The 18,650-nt window shown below is 71.9% G+C and carries 19 protein-coding genes; 10 read left to right on the top strand and 9 right to left on the bottom strand.

Annotation, left to right across the window (positions count from 1 at the left end; all coding sequences use genetic code 11):
* Window positions 1-28 precede the first annotated feature (28 nt).
* Entirely contained in the window at window positions 29-1,672 is a 1,644-nt protein-coding gene (locus IQ210_RS39810; RefSeq protein ID WP_194084152.1) for a DNA repair helicase XPB, read from the top strand.
* A gap of 32 nt (window positions 1,673-1,704) precedes the next feature.
* On the opposite strand, the gene IQ210_RS39805 is transcribed toward IQ210_RS39810, so the two are convergent.
* Window positions 1,705-1,890: a hypothetical protein gene (locus IQ210_RS39805; protein WP_194084151.1), complete on the bottom strand. Its 186-nt coding sequence runs from the start codon at window positions 1,888-1,890 to the stop codon at window positions 1,705-1,707.
* Between the two features lie 360 nt (window positions 1,891-2,250).
* Here IQ210_RS39805 and IQ210_RS39800 point away from each other — a divergent pair, with 360 nt between their 5' ends.
* Complete coding sequence (locus tag IQ210_RS39800; RefSeq protein WP_194084150.1) at window positions 2,251-4,311, top strand: HelD family protein; 2,061 nt, start codon at window positions 2,251-2,253, stop codon at window positions 4,309-4,311.
* A gap of 138 nt (window positions 4,312-4,449) precedes the next feature.
* On the opposite strand, the gene IQ210_RS39795 is transcribed toward IQ210_RS39800, so the two are convergent.
* Complete coding sequence (locus tag IQ210_RS39795; protein WP_194084149.1) at window positions 4,450-5,142, bottom strand: copper homeostasis protein CutC; 693 nt, start codon at window positions 5,140-5,142, stop codon at window positions 4,450-4,452.
* 69 nt (window positions 5,143-5,211) lie between these two features.
* A complete protein-coding gene (locus tag IQ210_RS39790; protein WP_194084148.1) occupies window positions 5,212-5,877 on the bottom strand; it encodes a maleylpyruvate isomerase family mycothiol-dependent enzyme in 666 nt (221 codons plus the stop codon).
* A gap of 43 nt (window positions 5,878-5,920) precedes the next feature.
* On the opposite strand from IQ210_RS39790, the gene IQ210_RS39785 reads away from it, so the two are divergent.
* Together IQ210_RS39785 and IQ210_RS39780 are read left to right on the top strand one after the other, a co-directional pair.
* Window positions 5,921-6,568: an HD domain-containing protein gene (locus IQ210_RS39785; RefSeq protein WP_194084147.1), complete on the top strand. Its 648-nt coding sequence runs from the start codon at window positions 5,921-5,923 to the stop codon at window positions 6,566-6,568.
* 26 nt (window positions 6,569-6,594) lie between these two features.
* Entirely contained in the window at window positions 6,595-7,707 is a 1,113-nt protein-coding gene (locus tag IQ210_RS39780) for a GNAT family N-acetyltransferase (protein ID WP_228049331.1), read from the top strand.
* Here IQ210_RS39780 and IQ210_RS39775 read toward each other — a convergent pair.
* Together IQ210_RS39775 and IQ210_RS39770 are read right to left on the bottom strand one after the other, a co-directional pair.
* Complete coding sequence (locus IQ210_RS39775) at window positions 7,704-7,970, bottom strand: DUF4031 domain-containing protein (protein ID WP_194084146.1); 267 nt, start codon at window positions 7,968-7,970, stop codon at window positions 7,704-7,706. The genes IQ210_RS39780 and IQ210_RS39775 overlap by 4 nt on opposite strands.
* Window positions 7,967-8,362, bottom strand: coding sequence for a hypothetical protein (locus IQ210_RS39770; protein WP_194084145.1), 396 nt, complete (start codon window positions 8,360-8,362; stop codon window positions 7,967-7,969). The genes IQ210_RS39775 and IQ210_RS39770 overlap by 4 nt, the downstream gene beginning before the upstream one ends.
* Before the next feature lie 55 nt (window positions 8,363-8,417).
* Between IQ210_RS39770 and IQ210_RS39765 the strand changes: the two genes are divergently transcribed.
* From IQ210_RS39765 to IQ210_RS39750, 4 genes are all read left to right on the top strand, one after another.
* Complete coding sequence (locus IQ210_RS39765; RefSeq protein WP_194084144.1) at window positions 8,418-9,347, top strand: MurR/RpiR family transcriptional regulator; 930 nt, start codon at window positions 8,418-8,420, stop codon at window positions 9,345-9,347.
* Window positions 9,348-9,400: 53 nt separating this feature from the next.
* The gene (gene murQ / locus IQ210_RS39760) at window positions 9,401-10,336 is read left to right on the top strand and encodes an N-acetylmuramic acid 6-phosphate etherase (protein ID WP_194084143.1); all 936 of its coding nucleotides are present in this window, start codon (window positions 9,401-9,403) and stop codon (window positions 10,334-10,336) included.
* Between the two features lie 16 nt (window positions 10,337-10,352).
* Window positions 10,353-11,681 carry a PTS transporter subunit EIIC gene (locus IQ210_RS39755; RefSeq protein WP_194084142.1) on the top strand — a complete coding sequence of 443 codons (1,329 nt, stop codon included), beginning with the start codon at window positions 10,353-10,355 and terminating at the stop codon, window positions 11,679-11,681.
* 70 nt (window positions 11,682-11,751) lie between these two features.
* Window positions 11,752-11,955 carry a hypothetical protein gene (locus IQ210_RS39750; RefSeq protein WP_194084141.1) on the top strand — a complete coding sequence of 68 codons (204 nt, stop codon included), beginning with the start codon at window positions 11,752-11,754 and terminating at the stop codon, window positions 11,953-11,955.
* 53 nt (window positions 11,956-12,008) lie between these two features.
* Here the strand turns inward: IQ210_RS39750 and IQ210_RS39745 are convergent, their stop codons facing one another.
* Entirely contained in the window at window positions 12,009-13,493 is a 1,485-nt protein-coding gene (locus tag IQ210_RS39745; RefSeq protein WP_194084221.1) for a subtype B tannase, read from the bottom strand.
* A gap of 157 nt (window positions 13,494-13,650) precedes the next feature.
* Here IQ210_RS39745 and IQ210_RS39740 point away from each other — a divergent pair, with 157 nt between their 5' ends.
* Complete coding sequence (locus IQ210_RS39740; protein WP_194084140.1) at window positions 13,651-14,217, top strand: hypothetical protein; 567 nt, start codon at window positions 13,651-13,653, stop codon at window positions 14,215-14,217.
* Window positions 14,218-14,233: 16 nt separating this feature from the next.
* Here the strand turns inward: IQ210_RS39740 and IQ210_RS39735 are convergent, their stop codons facing one another.
* From IQ210_RS39735 to IQ210_RS39725, 3 genes are all read right to left on the bottom strand, one after another.
* Complete coding sequence (locus IQ210_RS39735; RefSeq protein WP_194084139.1) at window positions 14,234-15,715, bottom strand: MFS transporter; 1,482 nt, start codon at window positions 15,713-15,715, stop codon at window positions 14,234-14,236.
* A 103-nt stretch (window positions 15,716-15,818) separates the two neighbouring features.
* On the bottom strand, window positions 15,819-16,685 hold the full coding sequence (locus IQ210_RS39730) for a metallophosphoesterase family protein (RefSeq protein ID WP_194084138.1): 867 nt from the start codon (window positions 16,683-16,685) through the stop codon (window positions 15,819-15,821).
* A gap of 28 nt (window positions 16,686-16,713) precedes the next feature.
* Window positions 16,714-17,832 carry an NADH:flavin oxidoreductase gene (locus tag IQ210_RS39725; RefSeq protein ID WP_322657914.1) on the bottom strand — a complete coding sequence of 373 codons (1,119 nt, stop codon included), beginning with the start codon at window positions 17,830-17,832 and terminating at the stop codon, window positions 16,714-16,716.
* Between the two features lie 151 nt (window positions 17,833-17,983).
* Here IQ210_RS39725 and IQ210_RS39720 point away from each other — a divergent pair, with 151 nt between their 5' ends.
* Window positions 17,984-18,646, top strand: a complete 663-nt coding sequence (locus IQ210_RS39720; RefSeq protein WP_194084136.1) for a class I SAM-dependent methyltransferase — start codon at window positions 17,984-17,986, stop codon at window positions 18,644-18,646.
* The last annotated feature ends 4 nt before the right edge of the window (window positions 18,647-18,650 follow it).

The raw sequence follows: 18,650 nt of genomic DNA, 5'->3' as shown, positions 1-18,650 counted from the left end.
TTGGCCCGTGCGGAAGGGAAGTGCGTACGTGAACGGACCGCTGATCGTCCAGTCGGACAAGACCCTGCTCCTGGAAGTCGACCACGAGCAGGCCGACGAGTGCCGTCGGGCCATCGCGCCGTTCGCGGAGCTGGAGCGGGCACCGGAGCACATCCACACGTACCGGGTGACGCCGCTCGGACTGTGGAACGCGCGGGCGGCCGGGCACGACGCCGAGCAGGTCGTCGACGCGCTCGTGCAGTACAGCCGGTATCCGGTGCCGCACGCGCTGCTCGTCGACGTCGCCGAGACCATGGACCGGTACGGAAGGCTGACGCTCTCCAAGCACCCGGCGCACGGGCTCGTGCTGACGACCACCGACCGGCCGGTGCTGGAGGAGATCCTGCGGTCGAAGAAGGTCGCGCCGCTGGTCGGAGCGCGGATCGATCCGGACACCGTCATCGTGCATCCGTCCGAGCGGGGACAGATCAAGCAGACACTGCTGAAGCTGGGCTGGCCGGCCGAGGACCTCGCCGGGTACGTCGACGGCGAGGCGCACCCGATCGAGCTCGCGGAGGACGGGTGGGCGCTGCGGCCGTACCAGAAGCAGGCCGTGGAGAACTTCTGGCACGGCGGGAGCGGGGTCGTGGTGCTGCCCTGTGGGGCCGGGAAGACCCTTGTCGGCGCCGGGTCCATGGCGCAGGCCAAGTCGACCACGCTCATCCTCGTCACCAACACCGTCTCCGCCCGGCAGTGGAAGCACGAGCTGGTGAAGCGGACCTCGCTGACCGAGGACGAGATCGGCGAGTACAGCGGGACGAAGAAGGAGATCCGGCCCGTCACCATCGCCACCTACCAGGTGCTGACGACCCGGCGTAAAGGCGTCTATCCGCACCTGGAGCTGTTCGACTCCCGGGACTGGGGGCTGATCGTCTACGACGAGGTGCATCTGCTGCCCGCGCCCGTCTTCAAGTTCACCGCCGATCTCCAGGCGCGTCGGCGGCTCGGCCTCACGGCCACCCTCGTCCGCGAGGACGGGCGGGAGTCGGACGTCTTCTCGCTCATCGGGCCCAAGCGGTTCGACGCGCCCTGGAAGGAGATCGAGGCGCAGGGCTACATCGCGCCCGCCGACTGTGTCGAGGTCCGGGTGAACCTGACCGACTCCGAGCGGCTCGCGTACGCCACCGCCGAGCAGGAGGAGAAGTACCGCTTCTGTGCGACGACCGCGACGAAGCGGAAGGTCACGGAGGCGCTCGTGCGGCGCTTCGCCGGGCAGCAGATCCTCGTCATCGGGCAGTACATCGACCAGCTCGACGAACTCGGGGAGCACCTCGGGGCGCCGGTCATCAAGGGCGAGACGCCCAACGCGCAGCGCGAGAAGCTCTTCGACGCCTTCCGGGAGGGCGAGATCAGCGTCCTCGTCGTCTCCAAGGTCGCGAACTTCTCCATCGACCTGCCCGAGGCGACGGTCGCCATCCAGGTGTCGGGCACCTTCGGGTCACGGCAGGAGGAGGCGCAGCGGCTGGGGCGGGTGCTGCGGCCCAAGGCGGACGGGCACCAGGCGCACTTCTACTCGGTGGTCGCCCGGGACACGATCGACCAGGACTTCGCCGCGCACCGGCAGCGGTTCCTGGCGGAGCAGGGGTACGCCTACCGGATCGTGGACGCCGACGAACTGCTGGCGGAGGGCTGAGGGGCGGAGGGCTCAGGGCGGGGGCTGACGGCCTAGCGCCTGCGGCGGACGCCGGCCTCCTCGCCGTACTCGCCGAGGATGATCACCTCGAACGCGGCGCCGGCGAAGACGCGTATCGCGCGGAGGGTGTCGCCGAGGCGGTGGGTGGGGTGGGTGTCGGTGAGGGAGGTCGCTCCGGACGGGCGACCGGGGGCTGGGGTGATGGTCGCTGCACTCATGTCTCCATGGTGGCTTTCGAGGCATAAGGAGGGCATCGGCCCAAGGTCCCGACTTGCTGTGATACCTGAGTCGTAGGGGCCGTAGGGCCGCATCCCCTAGGGGTCCAGGTCCGCGGAAACCCATGGGGCAGGGCCCGCGGAAATCCATGGGGCAGGGCCCGTGGAAATCCATGAGGTCCGGGCCCGTGGAAATCCATGGGGTCCGGGTCCGTGGAAATCCGTTGGCGGCCTCTTACCTCCCTCACCTAGAATCTCCGCTCTTGCCCGCCTCCCTCGACGGAGCGCCGCCGCCCGGACGGAAACCGGTCGGTACCTCGCAGCAGCAGCCACCCAGCCCGCAGCACCTTCGGAGGCACCCCCTTGTCCACGTCCGTCGACGACCCCGCGCCCCTGGACGACCCCCTCGGCCGCGAGCGCGGCCATCTCGCCGAGTCCCGTGCCGCCCTGCGCGCCATGCGTGAGGACGTCGAGTCCCTCGACATCAAGGACGTCACCGCGAACTGGGTCAACGCCCAGATCCTGGAACGCCAGATCAACGAGCGCATCAAGGCCCTCGCCGACCTCAGCGACACCCCGCTCTTCTTCGGCCGCCTCGACTATCTGCACGCACCGGGCGCCGAGCAGGCGGAGGGCGCGGAGGGCGAGCGCTTCTACATCGGGCGGCGGCACGTCCACGACCACGACGGCGACCCGATGGTCATCGACTGGCGTGCGCCGGTCTCGCAGCCGTTCTACCGGGCGTCCAAGAAGGACCCGATGGACGTCGGCCTGCGCCGCCGCTTCGGCTACACGCGCGGTGACATCACGGCGTACGAGGACGAGCACCTCTCCGACCCCGCCGAGGCGGCCACCACCAGCAAGCTCCTCCAGCAGGAGATCGAGCGGCCGCGTGTGGGTCCGATGCGCGACATCGTCGCGACGATCCAGCCCGAGCAGGACGAGATCGTGCGGTCGGGGCTGGGCGGCACGGTGTGCGTCCAGGGAGGACCGGGGACCGGGAAGACGGCCGTCGGTCTGCACCGGGTCGCCTACCTGCTGTACGCCCACCGCGACCGGCTCGCCCGCACCGGCACCCTCGTCATCGGGCCGAACCGGTCCTTCCTGCACTACATCGAGCAAGTGCTGCCCGCGCTGGGCGAGTTGAGCGTGCAGCAGGCCACGGTCGACGACCTGGTGGCGAAGGGCGTCGAGGTGCGCGGCACGGACGACGCGGCCGCCGCGGTCATCAAGGGCGACGCGCGGATGGCGGAGGTCATCCGGCGGGCCGTCTACTCGCACGTCACGATGCCGACCGAGCCGGTCGTGGTCGTGCGCGGGTCACGGCGGTGGCGGGTCCCGGCGTACGAACTGGAGGACATCGTCCGCGAGTTGCTCGACCGCGACATCCGCTACGGCGCCGCCCGCGACGCCCTCCCGCAGCGCATCGCGCACGCCGTGCTGGTGCAGATGGAGCGCTCGGGCGAGGCGCCGGACGACCGGGTGCAGGACGCGGTGGCCCGCAATACGGCGGTGAAGGCGGCCGTGAAACAGATCTGGCCGCCCGTCGACCCGGCGAAGCTGGTCCTGCGGCTGCTGACGGACGCGGACTTCCTCGCCGCGCACGCGGACGGTGTCCTCGACGAGGACGAGCAGAAGACGATCCTGTGGGCGAAGCCGGCGCGGTCCGTGAAGTCGGCCAAGTGGTCGGCCGCGGACGCGGTGTTGATCGACGAGGCGACGGACGTCGTCGAGCGCACGCACTCGCTCGGACATGTGGTGCTGGACGAGGCGCAGGACCTCTCCCCCATGCAGTACCGGGCGGTCGGCCGCCGCTGCACCACCGGCTCCGCGACCGTCCTCGGCGACCTGGCGCAGGGCACCACGCCCTGGGCGACCCGGAGTTGGGACGAGGCGCTCGCCCACCTCGGCAAGTCGGACGGCGTGATCGAGGAGCTGACGGCCGGTTTCCGCGTGCCGACGGACGTCATCACGTACGCCTCCCGGCTGCTCCCGCACATCGCGCCGGGCCTCACCCCGGTCGCGTCGGTCCGTGAGAACCCCGGCTTCTTCGACCTCCGCGCGATCACCGACACGGCCGAAGTGGTCGCCGCCTGCGATGAGTTGCTGCGCAACGAGGGCTCGACGGGCCTGATCGCGGCGGACGCCCGCGTCCCGGCGCTGGCGGAGGCGCTCGACGCGGCGGGCATCGGCTACCTCGCGCCCGGTGAGGAGACGACCGAGGAGACCAGGCTGACCCTCGTCCCCGCCTCGCTCGCGAAGGGCCTGGAGTACGACTACGTCGTCCTCGACGAGCCGCAGGCGGTCGTCGACGGCGAGCCCGATGAGCGGACGGGGTTGCGGCGGTTGTACGTGGCGCTCACCCGTGCGGTATCAGGCCTGATCGTCACCCACACGGCCCCGCTGCCGCCCCAGCTCGCCTAGGCCCTGGACGCTGCGCACGCTGCCGAGCGCGTTGGCCGTGTCCGCCGGTGCTGGTTTCTTTGAGCAGCAGTGGTTCTTGTTGGTGGGGGCTGGGCGCGCCCGCGCGGCGGAGCCGCACATTGATACAGCCCCGCGCCCCTAAAGGCCCTCTAGTGCGCGGCGCCAGTCCTCTACCGCCCTCGCCGACACCGGGTGGTCCCAGCCCTTCGGCCTGGCCGCCCCTCCGATGTGGAAGCCGTGGATCCCGGCCGACAGGAGGTGTGGGACATGCTCCAGCCCCAAGCCCCCGCCCACCAGCACCTGCTGCTCGTACCCCGGTTCCCCCGCCCTCTCCGCCTCCGCGAGGAGCGTGGGGAGGCCGGTCTCCACGCCCTTCGGTGAACCCGCCGTGAGGTAGGTGTCCAGGCCCGGCAGGTCCGCCAGCTGCTTGCGCAAGGCGTCCCGGTCCGCGGCGTGGTCGAGGGCGCGGTGGAAGGTCCACGGGCAGCCGTCCAGCTCAGCAACCAGCCGCTCCACGGCCGGCAGGTCCACGCCGCCCTCCGCGTCGAGGAAACCGAGCACGAACTGGTCCGCGCCGGCCGCGCGCAGCTCGCCGGCGGTGCGGACCAGCCGGTCGACGTCTCCCGCCGCGAAGCCGTCCGTCAGGCGGAGCATCACGCGCAGGTCGATGTCGACGGCGGCCCGGATCACGGTGAAGGTCGCCACGGACGGGGTCAGACCGTCGGCCGCCATGTCGGTCACCAGCTCCAGCCGGTCCGCGCCACCGGCCTGCGCCGCGATCGCGTCCTCGGCGTCGAGGGCGATGACCTCGAGGACTGCACGCTTGCTCATGGGACCCCGTTCGTAGGCGTAGGTGACAGGTCTAGTCCAATCTCAGGGTACGCCAGCCCCTCAGAAGAATCAGAAGAAGATGTTCAGCTCCGCCGCCTCCGCCCCCGCCAGCTCGAAGGCCCGCCCCTCCACCGGACGCCCCGCGTACAGCCGTACGAGCGTGGCGGCGTCCCCGATGAACCGGGCCGGTGTCCGCTCGCCCGACACCGCGCCCAGCGTGAGCGGCTCGTCGACGTCGTCGAGGTCGGCGTGGAGCGGCAGGCTGCCCTTCTCCCGGGTGATCCGGGACAACAACACAAGGGCATGCGGCAGCCCCGGCCCCGCGTAAGCCCCCGGCTCCCCGAACACATCCCGTACGTCCCCGCCGTGCACCCACTCCCCCAGCGCGACCATGTCCAGCACCCCGCCCGCCTTGGCGATCACCGGCCCGGCCTCGGTCATCCCGCGCTCCAGCTCGTCCACGACCTGCGCGTTCGTCCATTCGGCGCGCTCGGCGATGTCCCGGTCGTTCGACTCCGGCGAGAAGACGCCCTTTTCGAAGCGGCTCTCCACGACCCTCATCAGCGCGGACGAACAGTGCGCCAGCACGTCCCGGACGGTCCAGCCGGGACACCCGGCCGTGGGCAGGGCGAAGTCGGCGTCCGGGCGGGCCCGCAGCAGCGGGATCAGGCCGTCGCGCTCGGTGGTCAGGAGGAGGCCGGGCAGTTCGGGGTCGCGTACGTCAGCAGTAGTCATGCCGCCCAACCTGCCAGGAGGCGGAAGGCGGGACAATGAGGCCATGGCCGATCTCGACGACCTTCGTTCCCGTTGGCTGCGCGCGCTGCTCGCGGCACGCGCCGACGACTCCTGCGCCATCTCCCCGCACCGGTACGCCGACGACCTGCTGCGGCGCTGGCAGGAGCCGCAGCGCCGGTACCACACCGTGGAACACCTGGCGGCGGTCCTCGACCGGATCGACGTACTGGAGGAGTACGCCGACGATCCGAACGCCGTACGGCTGGCCGCCTGGTTCCATGACGCGGTGTATCTGCCGGAGCGGTCCACGAACGAGGAACGCTCCGCCCGCCTCGCCGAGCGCGCCCTCCCCGAGGCCGGCGTCCCGTCGGCGACCACCGCGGAGGTCGCCCGGCTCGTGCGGCTCACCGTCACCCACGACCCCGCCGACGACGACCGCGACGGGCAGGTGCTGTGCGACGCCGACCTCGCGATCCTCGCCGCCCCGCCCTCCGCGTACGCCGCGTACACGGCCGCCGTGCGCGAGGAGTACCACTTCGTCCCCAACGAGGCCTTCCGGGAGGGCCGTTCGGCGGTCCTGAGGCAACTCCTCGACCTTCCCCGGCTGTTCCGGACGCCGTACGGGGCGGCCGAGTGGGAGGCGACCGCCCGCTACAACCTCGCCGCCGAGCTGGAAATGCTGTCGCCCTGAGCAGACCGGCCTCATAGCCTGCCCTCATGGCAAACAGGGGTGCGGAGCGGGTGGAAGAGGCCGTCGCGGGGGCCGTCGCGGTGCTGCGGAGCGCGGTCGAACGGGACTGGGGCGGCGTGCGGGCGGGTCGGTGCGAGTGGAGCTGCCGGGAGACGGCCCAGCACATCGCGCAGGACCTGATCGTGTACGCGGGGCGGCTGGCCGGGCGGGTGCAGGACACCTACCGGCCGTTCGATGTCGTCGTCGACGACAGCACGGACAACGCGCGCGTGCTCCAACTCATCGAGGGGGGTGGGGTGTTGCTCACCGCGACGATCCGGGTGACGCCGCCCCGGGCCCGCGCCTATCACCCGCGGCCGTACTACTCCGCCAACCCCGAGGGCTTCGCCGCGCTCGCCGTCGGTGAGGTGCTGCTGCACACCCACGACATCGCCGAGGGCCTCAACCTGGCCTACGAACCCCCGGCCGAACTCGCCGAGTTCGTGCTCACCCGCATGTTTCCGCACATCCAGCCCGGCCCCGAGCACTGGCCCACCCTGCTGTGGGCCACCGGCCGCGGCGAGCTGCCCGGCCGCGCCCCGGTCACCGAGTGGGACTGGTACAACAACCTCGTCCTCCCCACCGACCGCCTCACCCTGGAAGGCCTCACCCCCGCGGCCGCCGCCGACCTGCGCCTCGGCGGCGACGGCGGCTACGACTGGGTCGCCGACGGCCCCTACGACGGCACCCGCGAGGCCGCCGGGATGCTGGTCAAGGCGTACGAGGCGGGCGTGCACCGGCCGGAGTGGGGCGTCTTCGTCCTCGTACGCCGCGAGGACGGCAAGGCGGTCGGCGGCATGGGCTTCCACGGCGCCCCGGACGAGGAGGGCCGCGCCGAGGTCGGCTACGACCTCGCCGCCTCCGCCCGCGGCCAGGGTTACGCCACGGAGGCGCTGCGCGCGCTGAGCGAGTGGGCGTTGGCCAGGGACGACCTGAAGAGCCTGGTCGCGACGATCGACCACGACAACCCGGCCTCCCAGCGCGTGGTCGCCCGCGCCGGTTTCCGGCGGGCGACGGTGGAGGAGGAGCGGACGGTGAACGAGGAACGGGACGCCGTCGAGCAGGGCCTGCGGCTGTACGTCCTGACCCGGGAGGCCTAGACCGGGCGCCCCTTCGGCCGCCGCAACCCCGACTCCGTCAGCAGCCGCACCACCTCGCGGCTGCTGACCTCCACCGCGCCGGCGGCGACCACGTCCGCGTACCGGTGCGAGGGGATGTCGTAGTGGTCGCGTTCGAAGGCCCGGCGCGGGACGCCCAACCCGTCGGCGAACGCGTGGAGTTCGTCGTACGACACGTCGCTCACCAGGTGGGACCACATCCGGCCGTGCCCCGGCCAGGCGGGTGGGTCGATGTAGACGGTCACGAGGAAGGCGCCCCGCCGGCCGCCGAGCCCAGCGCGCCCACGGACGCGACCTTCACGCCCGCCTTGTGGCACACCCAGTGCGGATCGGGCCCGAGCTCCGGCTCGACCTCCAGCGCGTGCGGGTCACCGGCCCCGCACACCGGGCACAGCGGCCAGCGGCCGTACCGCTCAAGAAGCGCGTCCTGTACGTCCTGCGCGACCAGCCCGGCCACGAAGTCCGCGCCGTCCGGCCACTGCTCCACCCACCAGCGGCGCTGGACGACGGACTCCTCGACGAGCGACACCACGTCCGCGTCGGCGACCTCTCCCGCGACCAGATCGGCGAGCACCAGGGCGCGTGCCGCGTGCAACGCCTGCTCCAAAGGGCTTACGGGGAGGCCGGAGGGATCCATGCACCCATTGTGCGCACTCTTGACCACGAGACCGAGCCGAAAATATCTTTCATGGGTGACCCAGGAAGTGAAGGAAATTTTCGGCAGCGCCTCGGGCGGCCCGGGCACACCGCCCGCCCCCGCCGCGCTCGCCGCCAAGGTACGCACCCTCACCCCTTCCATGACCCGCTCCATGCAGCGGGTCGCCGAGGCCGTCGCCGGTGACCCGGCGGGCTGCGCGGCCCTGACGGTCACCGGCCTCGCGGAACTGACCGGCACCAGCGAGGCGACCGTCGTCCGCACCGCCCGCATCCTCGGCTACCCCGGCTACCGCGACCTGCGCCTCGCCCTCGCCGGGCTCGCCGCGCAGCAGCAGTCGGGGCGGGCGCCCGCGATCACGACGGACATCGCGGTGGACGACCCCATCGCCGACGTCGTCGCGAAACTCGCCTACGACGAGCAGCAGACGCTGGCCGACACGGCCGCCGGTCTGGACACCGTGCAGCTGGCGGCGGCCGTCGCCGCGGCGGCGACCGCGCGGCGCATCGACGTGTACGGCGTGGGGGCGTCCGGGCTGGTCGCCCAGGACCTGGTGCAGAAGCTGCTGCGGATCGGGCTGATAGCCCACGCCCACAGCGATCCGCATCTCGCCGTCACCAACGCGGTGCAGTTGCGGGCGGGTGATGTGGCTATCGCGATCACGCACTCGGGCGCGACGGGGGATGTCATCGAGCCGCTGCGGGTCGCGTTCGAGCGCGGGGCGACGACCGTTGCGATCACCGGGCGGCCGGACAGTTCGGTGACGCAGTACGCGGACCATGTGCTGACGACATCGACGGCTCGGGAGAGCGAGTTGCGGCCGGCGGCGATGTCGTCGCGGACGAGTCAGTTGCTGGTCGTGGACTGCCTGTTTGTGGGGGTGGCGCAACGGACATACGAGACTGCGGCGCCCGCGCTGGCCTCGTCGTACGAGGCGTTGGCACACCGGCATCGCGGGAGAACGTAAAGCCTCCCCCCAACTCCGCTACGTGAAAGAACCACGTGAAAGAGCCGCCCCCCATGACCTCCACCTCCAACCCCCGTGATCTCCGTGCCGAGTTGGAAGGCCTCACCACCGAGGCCTTCCGGCCGGAGCTCGCCGACATCGACCGGCTTCCCACCCTCGACATCGCCCGGCTCATGAACGGTGAGGACGTCACCGTGCCCGCTGCTGTCGCCGAGCGGTTGCCCGAGATCGCCGCCGCCATCGACGCCGTCGCCGCCCGGATGGCCCAGGGCGGGCGGCTCGTCTACGCCGGGGCCGGTACCGCCGGGCGGCTCGGTGTGCTGGACGCCTCCGAGTGTCCGCCGACGTTCAACACCGATCCCGCGCAGGTCGTCGGACTGATCGCGGGCGGGCCGGAGGCCATGGTGACCTCGGTCGAGGGCGCCGAGGATTCGAAGGAGCTGGCGAGAGCCGACCTGGACGCGTTGAAGCTGACGCCCCTGGACACCGTGGTCGGGGTCTCCGCGTCCGGTCGTACCCCTTATGCCATCGGTGCCGTCGAACACGCCCGCGCGCAGGGCGCGTTGACGATCGGGCTGGCCTGCAACGCGCACAGCGCGCTGGCCGCCGCGGCGGAGCACGGCATCGAGGTCGTCGTCGGCCCCGAGCTGGTCACCGGGTCCACCCGGCTCAAGGCGGGCACCGCCCAGAAGCTGGTGCTGAACATGCTGTCGACGATCACGATGATCCGGCTGGGCAAGACGTACGGGAACCTGATGGTCGACGTACGCGCCTCGAACGAGAAGCTCCGGGCGCGCTCCCGGCGGATCGTCGCCCTCGCCACGGGCGCCGAGGACGACGAGATCGAGCGGGCGCTGGCGGAGACGGACGGCGAGGTGAAGAACGCCATCCTGGTGCTCCTCACCGGCGTGGACGGCCCCGCGGCCACCCGCCTTCTGGAGGAGTCCGGCGGGCATCTGCGTGCCGCGCTGGCGGCGGCGGGCGGCTGACCCGCACGCTCGGTGCGTGACCACCTCGTACGACACCGCGACAGCGCTCCTCCCCCTGGTCGGCGGCCCCGCCAACGTCACCTCCGTCGCCCACTGCATGACCCGGCTGCGGCTGGGTCTGGCCGACCCGTCGCTGGTGGACCGGGAGGCGTTGCGGGCGCTGCCGGGGGTGCTGGGGGTGGTCGAGGACGACGGGACGTATCAGGTCGTGCTCGGGCCGGGGGCGGTCGCGCGGGTGACGGCCGACTTCGAGGCGCTGCTGCGGAAGGAGACGCGGAAGGCCCGGAACGCGACCCCGCTGAAGCTGGTGCTGCGCCGGGTGGCGAACGTCTTCGTCCCGCTCATCCCCGCGCTCATCGGCTGCGGCATCCTCGCGGGCCTGGGCGGGCTACTGACGAACGCCGGTTGGCTGCCCGGGCTGACCCCGGCCCTGGCGGCCTGCGCGTCCGCCTTCATGTCCCTCATCGCGGTCTTCGTCGGCTACAACACCGCCAAGGAGTTCGGCGGCACGCCGGTACTGGGCGGGGCGGTCGCGGCCGTCGTCGTGTACCCGGGGGTCGCCAAGGTGACGGCCTTCGGGGTGACGCTGGCGCCCGGGCAGGGCGGCGTCCTGGGCGCGCTGGCGGCCGCGTTGCTCGGGACGTACGTGGAGAAGTGGTGCCGCGGCCGGGTGCCGGGGACGCTGGACGTCCTGCTCACGCCGACCTTGACGGTCCTGGTGTCCGGCCTGACGACCCTGTACGTCCTCATGTACGCCGCCGGCGCGGTCTCGTCGGCGATCGGCATGGGAGCGAACTGGCTGCTGTCGACGACGGGCGCCTTCGCGGGCGCGGTCCTCGGCGGGCTGTTCCTCCCCCTGGTGATGCTGGGCCTGCACCAGGCCCTGATCCCCATCCACGCCACCCTCATCGAACAGCAGGGCTCCACGACTCTTCTCCCCCTGCTGGCAATGGCGGGCGCGGGGCAGGTGGGGGCGGCGGCCGCGGTGTACGTACGGCTGCGGCACGACACGGCCATGCGTACGACGATCAAGTCGGCCCTGCCCGCGGGGTTGCTGGGCGTGGGCGAGCCGCTGATCTACGGGGTGTCGCTGCCGTTGGGACGCCCCTTCCTCACCGCCTGCGCGGGCGGGGCGGCGGGGGGTTCCTTCGTGGGGCTGTTCGCGATGCTCGGGGAGCGGGTGGGGGCGACGGCGATCGGGCCGTCGGGCTGGGCGCTGTTCCCGCTGCTCGCGGGGGACGGCGGGCTGGGGACGGCGGCGGCGATCTACGCGGGCGGGCTGGGGACGGCGTACGCGGTCGGGTTCGGGGCGACGTACGCCTTCGGGTTGCCGAGGGAGAGGTGACCCCGGCGGCGTACACCTTCGGGCTCCCGACGGAGAGGTGACCCCTGCCGCGGCCGGTCGTTGCCCGATCATGAAGAAGACGCTCATGGCCGTCGTCCTGGCCTCCTCCGCCGTTGCCCTCGCCGCCCCCGCGCACGCCGATCACGGCTCCGACGCCCATTCCGGCAACCACTGGGGCACGGCCGCCCCGGTGATGTGCACCGCGGAGCACGCCGTCACACCGGTCCTCGGCGACCTCGCCTCCGCCCCGACGCACGCCTGCCCGCAGGGCTGAGCCCCGCCCGTCGCGCGCCCCGGCCGCCGTCGACCGGGGCGCAGCCGGCGTTGCTACCGGTGCCGGTGCCCGGACACCGCGGCAATCCACTTCACGAAGTCGCCGGGGTCCTGGTCGGCGCCATGCCCCGCGTCCCAGTAGTACGACGTGTCGACGTCGTCCCCGAGGTCGGTGAGCCGCGCGGAGAGGTTGCCGGCGACCGTGTGCGAGGTGTCGGTGTCCTTGGTGCCGAGTCTGATCCACCAGTGCCTGGAGCGGCCGGCGTTGACCTTGTCGACGAGGTGGTACATCGGGTTCATCAGCCGCAGCTTGGCCGGGATGTCCTCGTCGAGGCGGGCGCCGGCGCCGCTCTCGTGCCGGAGGCTGTAGAGGGTGAAGTGGCGGGCGGCGGTGGTGCCGGTGCCGTAGAGGTTGCACTCCGGGGTGGACAGGTCGAAGGCGTCGAAGGAGGGGGCGTTCTTCTTGCGGGCGCCGACGTGGGTAAGGAAGTCGGCCCAGGTGAAGGTGGCCGTGCTGCCGTCCCAGGAGATGAAGGGGTTCGCGGCGAGATAGGCCGCGCGGGCCGAGTCCGACAGGGCAGCAAGGTACTTGGTGGCCGACGGCTGCATGAAGGTCCGCAGCAGGTAGTCGTCCATGTTCCGGGCGGTGAGGGCGCCGAAGCCGCGGGCCCTGAGCTTGAGCGAGGCGAGATAGGGGCCGTAGGCGCTGCTCAGCTCCCCGGAGACGGTCCGGTCGACGAGGGAGCCCGAGGCCAGCGGGTTGCTCCCCCAGCACCACTCGTACGCCATGTCCGCGTGCTCCAGGTCGGTGATCGGACACCAGGCGCCGGTCGCGAAGATGGCGTCGGAGGCGTCGGCCGCGCCGATCTCCTCCAGGTAGGGCGCGTAGAGCGGGCTGTCGCCGGACGCGCCCAGCAGCGAGGACAGCGCGCCGCCCGCGCTGGTGCCGCAGGAGACGATGCGGTGGACGTCGCCGGGAACGCGGCCCTTGTTGAACTTGAGATAACGGACGGCGGCCTTGAGGTCGACGATCGCGGCGGGGGCGGTGCCGTAGTAGACACCGGACGAGTCGACGAGCGTACGGCCGCGGGCGCCCGGCTCGACGACGACGTACCCGGCGGCGAGCGCGAGCCCCTGACGGCTGGTGGCGCCGCCCATGCCGGTGGCGGCGATCCCGGTGCGGTTCGCGAGCGAGGACGGCATGTACCCGCCGATGGAGTTGGCGAAGAGGATGGGGGCGTCGGAGGCGTCGACGGCCGTGCCGTCGATCCGCACCGGGACGCTGATGTTGAGGGACTGGTAGGTCGCGTCGACGGGCTTCGCGACGTACGAGGCCACCTTGTGGAAGCGGTAGACGACCTCGTGGGCGGTGCCCTCGGTGTCGGTGAGGGTGATCGTCTGCTCGGTGTAGGCGGAGGGGTCGAAGACGAGGGAGTCGCCGGAGGCTCCGGCCGCCTGGGCGCTGCCCGAGGTGAACCCGACGGCCGGTACCGCCGCGGCGACCGCGGTGAGCCCCTTGACCACTGTTCTGCGCTGCACTGCCACTGCCGTCTCCTGTCTGCGCGGCTCTGCTGAGGCCCACAGCAGAACAGAGGGAAACGATCGCCCACAAGATTGTCAGCAATATTGGCGGAGATTCTTAGGGAGTTGAGCGCGGCCGTCTCGCCGCCTCATCCGGATGTGTACGGTTTCACCCATGAACCACGCCCAGCTCACCGCACTGGGCCGAGCCCTGCGTCTCCTCGGCGAGCACGGCGAGGCCCTCTCCTCCGACACCCCCGACGCCAAGCTCCACGAGGTCAAGGCCGACCTCAAGCGCGCCCTGGAGCTGCTCGACGAGAGCGTCACCAGCGCCGCGCCCAGCACCCGCTGCGCCGAGCACCCCAACGGGCCGGTCGACGAGAACGCCCCCGACCTGTGCCTGCTGTGCGAGACCCGGCGCCGTGCCGCCCGCCGCGCCTCCATCAACGGCCCCGCCCAGACCGGCCCGTCCGCCACCGCCCCGTCCCGTTACGGCGTCCGCGACGACCGGCCGCAGCCGCAGCAGCGCTGGCTGCCCGAGCTGTGGAACGGGCAGGAGTGGCAGCTGTGCGGCACCCCGCGCCGCGACCGCCGCGAGGCCGAGCTGTATCTCGCGGCGGCCCGCCGGGGTCCGCGTGCTGCGATGGCGTACCGGCTGGTGCACGAGTTCACCGACTACGAGGTGCTGCGGGTGTGGGGCACCCCGGTGAAGGTCGACATCGAGCCACTGGGGAACCTGTAAAAGCGACAGACTGCGTCTACGACTTGGCGGCGGCCTCCGCCGACTCCGTCGCCCCCTCCGCCACCAGCGTCCCGTCCCCCGCCACCCTCTGCCGCGGGATGAACGACGCAACCGCGAAGGCCAGCAGCGCCGCTCCCGCGCCGACCGCCAGGACCGCCTTGAAGCCGTTCTCGGACGGCAGCGCGTAGCCGCCGAAGTCGGTGGTCAGCTGGGCCAGGATGACGCCGGCGATGGCGCTCGCCGACGAGGTGCCGATGGACCGCATCAGGGTGTTGAGGCTGTTCGCCGCGGCCGTCTCCGACGCGGGCACCGCGCCCATGATGAGCGCGGGCATCGAGCCGTACGTGAAGCCGATGCCGGCGCCGATGACGCAGGAGACGAGCACGAAGTGCCAGACCTCGCTCATCAGGACGATGTTGAGGCCGTACCCGGCGGCGACGATCAGGGCGCCGATCATCAGCGTGACCTTAGGGCCGCGGGCCTTGGAGACGGCGGCGGAGACCGGCGCGGTGGCCATCATGACGAGGCCGGAGGGGGCCATGACCAGACCGGCGGCCAGCATCGACTTGCCGAGGCCGTAGCCGGTCTGGGCCGGGAGCTGGAGGAGCTGCGGGATGACCAGGCTCATCGCGAACATGGCGAAGCCGACCGCGATCGAGGCGAGGTTGGTGACCAGCACCTGACGGCGGGCGGTGGTGCGCAGGTCCACCAGCGGCTGGTCGGTGCGCAGTTCGAAGAAGCCCCAGGCCACCAGGATCACGACGGCCGCGACGAACAGGCCGATCGTCGTGCCGCTGCCCCAGCCCCAGTCGGCGCCCTTGGAGATGGCCAGGAGAAGGCAGATGAGCCCCGCCGCCATGCCTATGGCGCCGACGAGGTCGAACCGGCCGCCGGTGCGCACCTTGGACTCCGGTACGAAGACGGTGACCAGGCCGATGGCCACGGCACCGAGGGCCGCCGAGGTCCAGAACAGCACGTGCCAGCTGAAGTTGTCGGCGATGAGCGCGGCGGCGGGCAGGCCGAGGGCGCCGCCGATGCCGAGGGAGGCGCTCATCAGGGCGGTGGCGGAGGCCAGCCGCTCGGCGGGCAGTTCGTCGCGCATGATGCTGATGCCGAGCGGGATGACACCGGAGGCGAGGCCCTGGAGGGCACGGCCGACGATCATCGGCAGCAGGGAGTCGGCCAGCGCGCAGACGACCGAGCCGACGATCAGCATGACGCCGCTGATCAGCAGCATGCGGCGCTTGCCGAACATGTCGCCGAGACGTCCGACGACCGGCGTGGCCACGGCGGCGGCGAGCAGCGTGGCGGTGACGGCCCAGGCGGTGTCGGAGGCGGGCGCGTCCAGGAGCCTCGGCAGCTCGGGGACGATCGGGATCACCAGGGTCTGCATCAGCGAGACCACGATTCCGGCGAAGGCCAGCACCGCCACCACGGCATTCGACCGCGGCGGCGCGGAGCCTCCCGCCGCGGCGGGACGGGCAAGGGCGTCGGACATGGCTGGGCCTCCATCGACTAGTACTTGACCGAGGCAACCTTAAGTCAGTTGATTGACTTAACCAAGTGGCGCAGATCAGCGCCCGCGCGGATCGCCGCCCGGGTCAGCTCCCGAGGCGGGCGACGAGCTCTTTCACGCGCTCCGCCCCCAGCTCGTAGACCGTCTCGTGCGCCCGGGGGTCACGCGCGTGGAACGTGTGGAAGAGCGGACCGGAGGGCCCGCCGAGCACCACGAGGGAGGCGGACGCCCCCCGCACCGCCCGCTCGGTGCCCGGCGCCGCCGTCAGGTCGATGCGGTTGACCACGCCGGGCGTCACCCAGACCGGCACCGACTCCAGCAGCCCGAAGAGCTGGAGATGGAAGTGCCCGGTGAGGACGACCCGGACGTCGCTGCCGCGCAGGGCGTCGGCGAGGTCGGCGGGATTGCGCAGACCGAAGACCTGCTGGAGGGGGTTGTCGAGGGCGATGGGCGGGTGGTGGAAGGCGAGGACGGTGCCGTGCTCCGCCGGGGTGTTCAACACCTGCCGCAGCCAGGCGAGTTGTCCGGTGGAGAGGCGGCCGTGCACCTTGCCGGGCACCAGCGAGTCGAGCGTGACGAACCGCCATCCGTCGACGGTGCTGACCGCGGCCCGCTCACCGGCCTCCGACGCGAACACCGCCTCCGGCTCGCCGTGTCCGCTGCCGAGCACCTTCCCGAAGGCCTCGCGCTCGTCGTGGTTGCCGGTCGTACAGAACACGGGCACCCCTCCCAGCACGTCCCGTGCGAACCCGCCCACCAGCGTCCGCACGGCCGTGTACGCCTCCGGGGAACCGTCGTCGGCGAGGTCGCCGGTGACGACGACGGCGTCGATGCCCCGCAGATGCCGGAGTTCGTCGAGGAGAAGCCGCAGGGAGTCATGCGCGTTGACGCCGTGCCGGTTGACGGCGTCGGTGCGCTCCAGGTGTGTGTCCGAGAGCTGGAGAATCCTCATCTCCCGGACACTACACAGGAGTTGAAGGTCAGCTCAGCGACTGGAGCGCCGCCGCGTCGTACGGCTTCAGCTCGTCGAGCCGGTTCGCGAGGACCTTCGCTGCCCACTCCGGGTCCTGGAGCAGCGCGCGGCCGACGGCGACGAGGTCGAACTCGTCGCGCTCCAGACGGTCGAGGAGGTCGTCGAGGCCCTTGAGGGGGGAGCCCTCGCCCACGAACGCGTTGATGAAGTCGCCGTCGAGGCCGACCGAGCCGACGGTGATGACGGGCTTGCCGGTGAGCTTCTTCGTCCAGCCCGCGAGGTTGAGGTCGGCGCCGTCGAACTCCGGGAGCCAGTAGCGGCGGGTGGAGGCGTGGAAGGCGTCGACGCCGGCCGCGGCGAGCGGGGTCAGGATGGCCTCCAGCTCCTCCGGGGTCTCGGCGAGCCGGGCGTCGTAGGCCTCCTGCTTCCACTGCGAGTAGCGGAAGATGACCGGGAAGTCGGCGGAGACGGTCTCGCGGACGGCGGCGACGATCTCGGCGGCGAACTTGGTACGGGCGACCGCGTCACCGCCGTAGGCGTCGGTACGGCGGTTGGTGCCCGCCCACAGGAACTGGTCGACCAGGTAGCCGTGCGCGCCGTGGATCTCCACGCCGTCCATGCCGATGCGCTCCGCGGCGGCCGCGGCCTCGGCGAAGGCGCCGATGACGTCGTCGATGTCGCGCTGGGTCATGTCCGTGCCGGTGGGCTCGGTCGCGCCGATGCGCAGGCCGGAGGGGCCGACCGCGGGGGCCTCGGGGACGGGGTTCTGCCCCTCCTTGCGGACCATGCCGATGTGCCACAGCTGCGGGACGATCGTGCCGCCCGCCGCGTGCACCTCCTCGGCGACCCGCTGCCAGCCCGCGAGCTGCTCCTCGCCGTGGAAACGCGGGACGCGGCCGCTGTACCCGGCCGAGTCGTGCCCGACGAACGTCCCCTCGGTGACGACCAGGCCGACGCCCGCGGCCGCGCGGCGCGCGTAGTACGAGGCCACGTCCGCGCCGGGGATGCCGCCCGGGGAGAACATCCGGGTCATCGGCGCCATCACGATGCGGTTCGGGACGGTCAGACCGTTGATCGCGATCGGCCGGGCGAGGATCTCGGCGGCACGGGTGGGGGTGGCGGTCACGCGGGGGCTCCTAGCGGTGGGGTACCAGCGGGTATGTGCATACGCATGGACACTACGCAGTAAGCAACCGCTCAGTACACCCCTCCATTTCCTCCCGCCCCTGTGATCCCGCCCACGGTCACCGCCACCGCCCGCACAGGACAATGACCGCATGCCCGAACCCCCGCTGCTCACCGCGCAGGACCTGGAGCTGTCCTCCGTGGTCGCCAACAACACGATGAACCGCGAGCGCGGCCTGACCGGGGTCAACAGTTACGCCCGCGAACTGGGCCTGGACCCCCTGGACGAGCTGTCGGGCAGCCCTTCTCCCTCCTGGCTGGACCTGTGCAGCGGCGAAGGCCGGGCCCTGCGGGAGGCGGCGGCGCGGCTGCCCGAGGACGCCGTCCTCACCGCCGTGGACCTGGTGGGACCGCTCGCGCCGACACCGGCCCCGCCCGCGCTGGAGGAGATCGTCGCCTCCGTGACGACCTGGACGCCGATCCGGACGTACGACCTCATCACCTGCGTCCACGGACTGCACTACGTGGGCGACCAGCTCGGGCTCCTCGCCCGCGCCGCCTCCTGGCTCACCCCCGAGGGCCTGCTGGTGGCGCACTTCGACCCCGACTCCGTCCGGCGACCGGACGGATCACCGGCCGGGCGGGCCGCGGTGACGGCGCTGCGCGCGGCCGGGTTCCGCTACGACGCCCGCAGCCATCGGCTCAGCCTGCGTGGCGGACGGTCCGTCGTCCTTCCCTTCCGGTACGTCGGTGCCGATCCCGACGCCGGGCCCAACTACACGGGGCAGCCCGCCGTCGGCTCGCACTACGCCTGAAACG

Origin of the sequence: Streptomyces justiciae (assembly GCF_015163075.1) — a bacterium.
Classification (GTDB): domain Bacteria; phylum Actinomycetota; class Actinomycetes; order Streptomycetales; family Streptomycetaceae; genus Streptomyces; species Streptomyces justiciae.
Note: the sequence above shows the minus strand (reverse complement) of the source record. Positions and strands in the feature narration are given on the sequence as shown.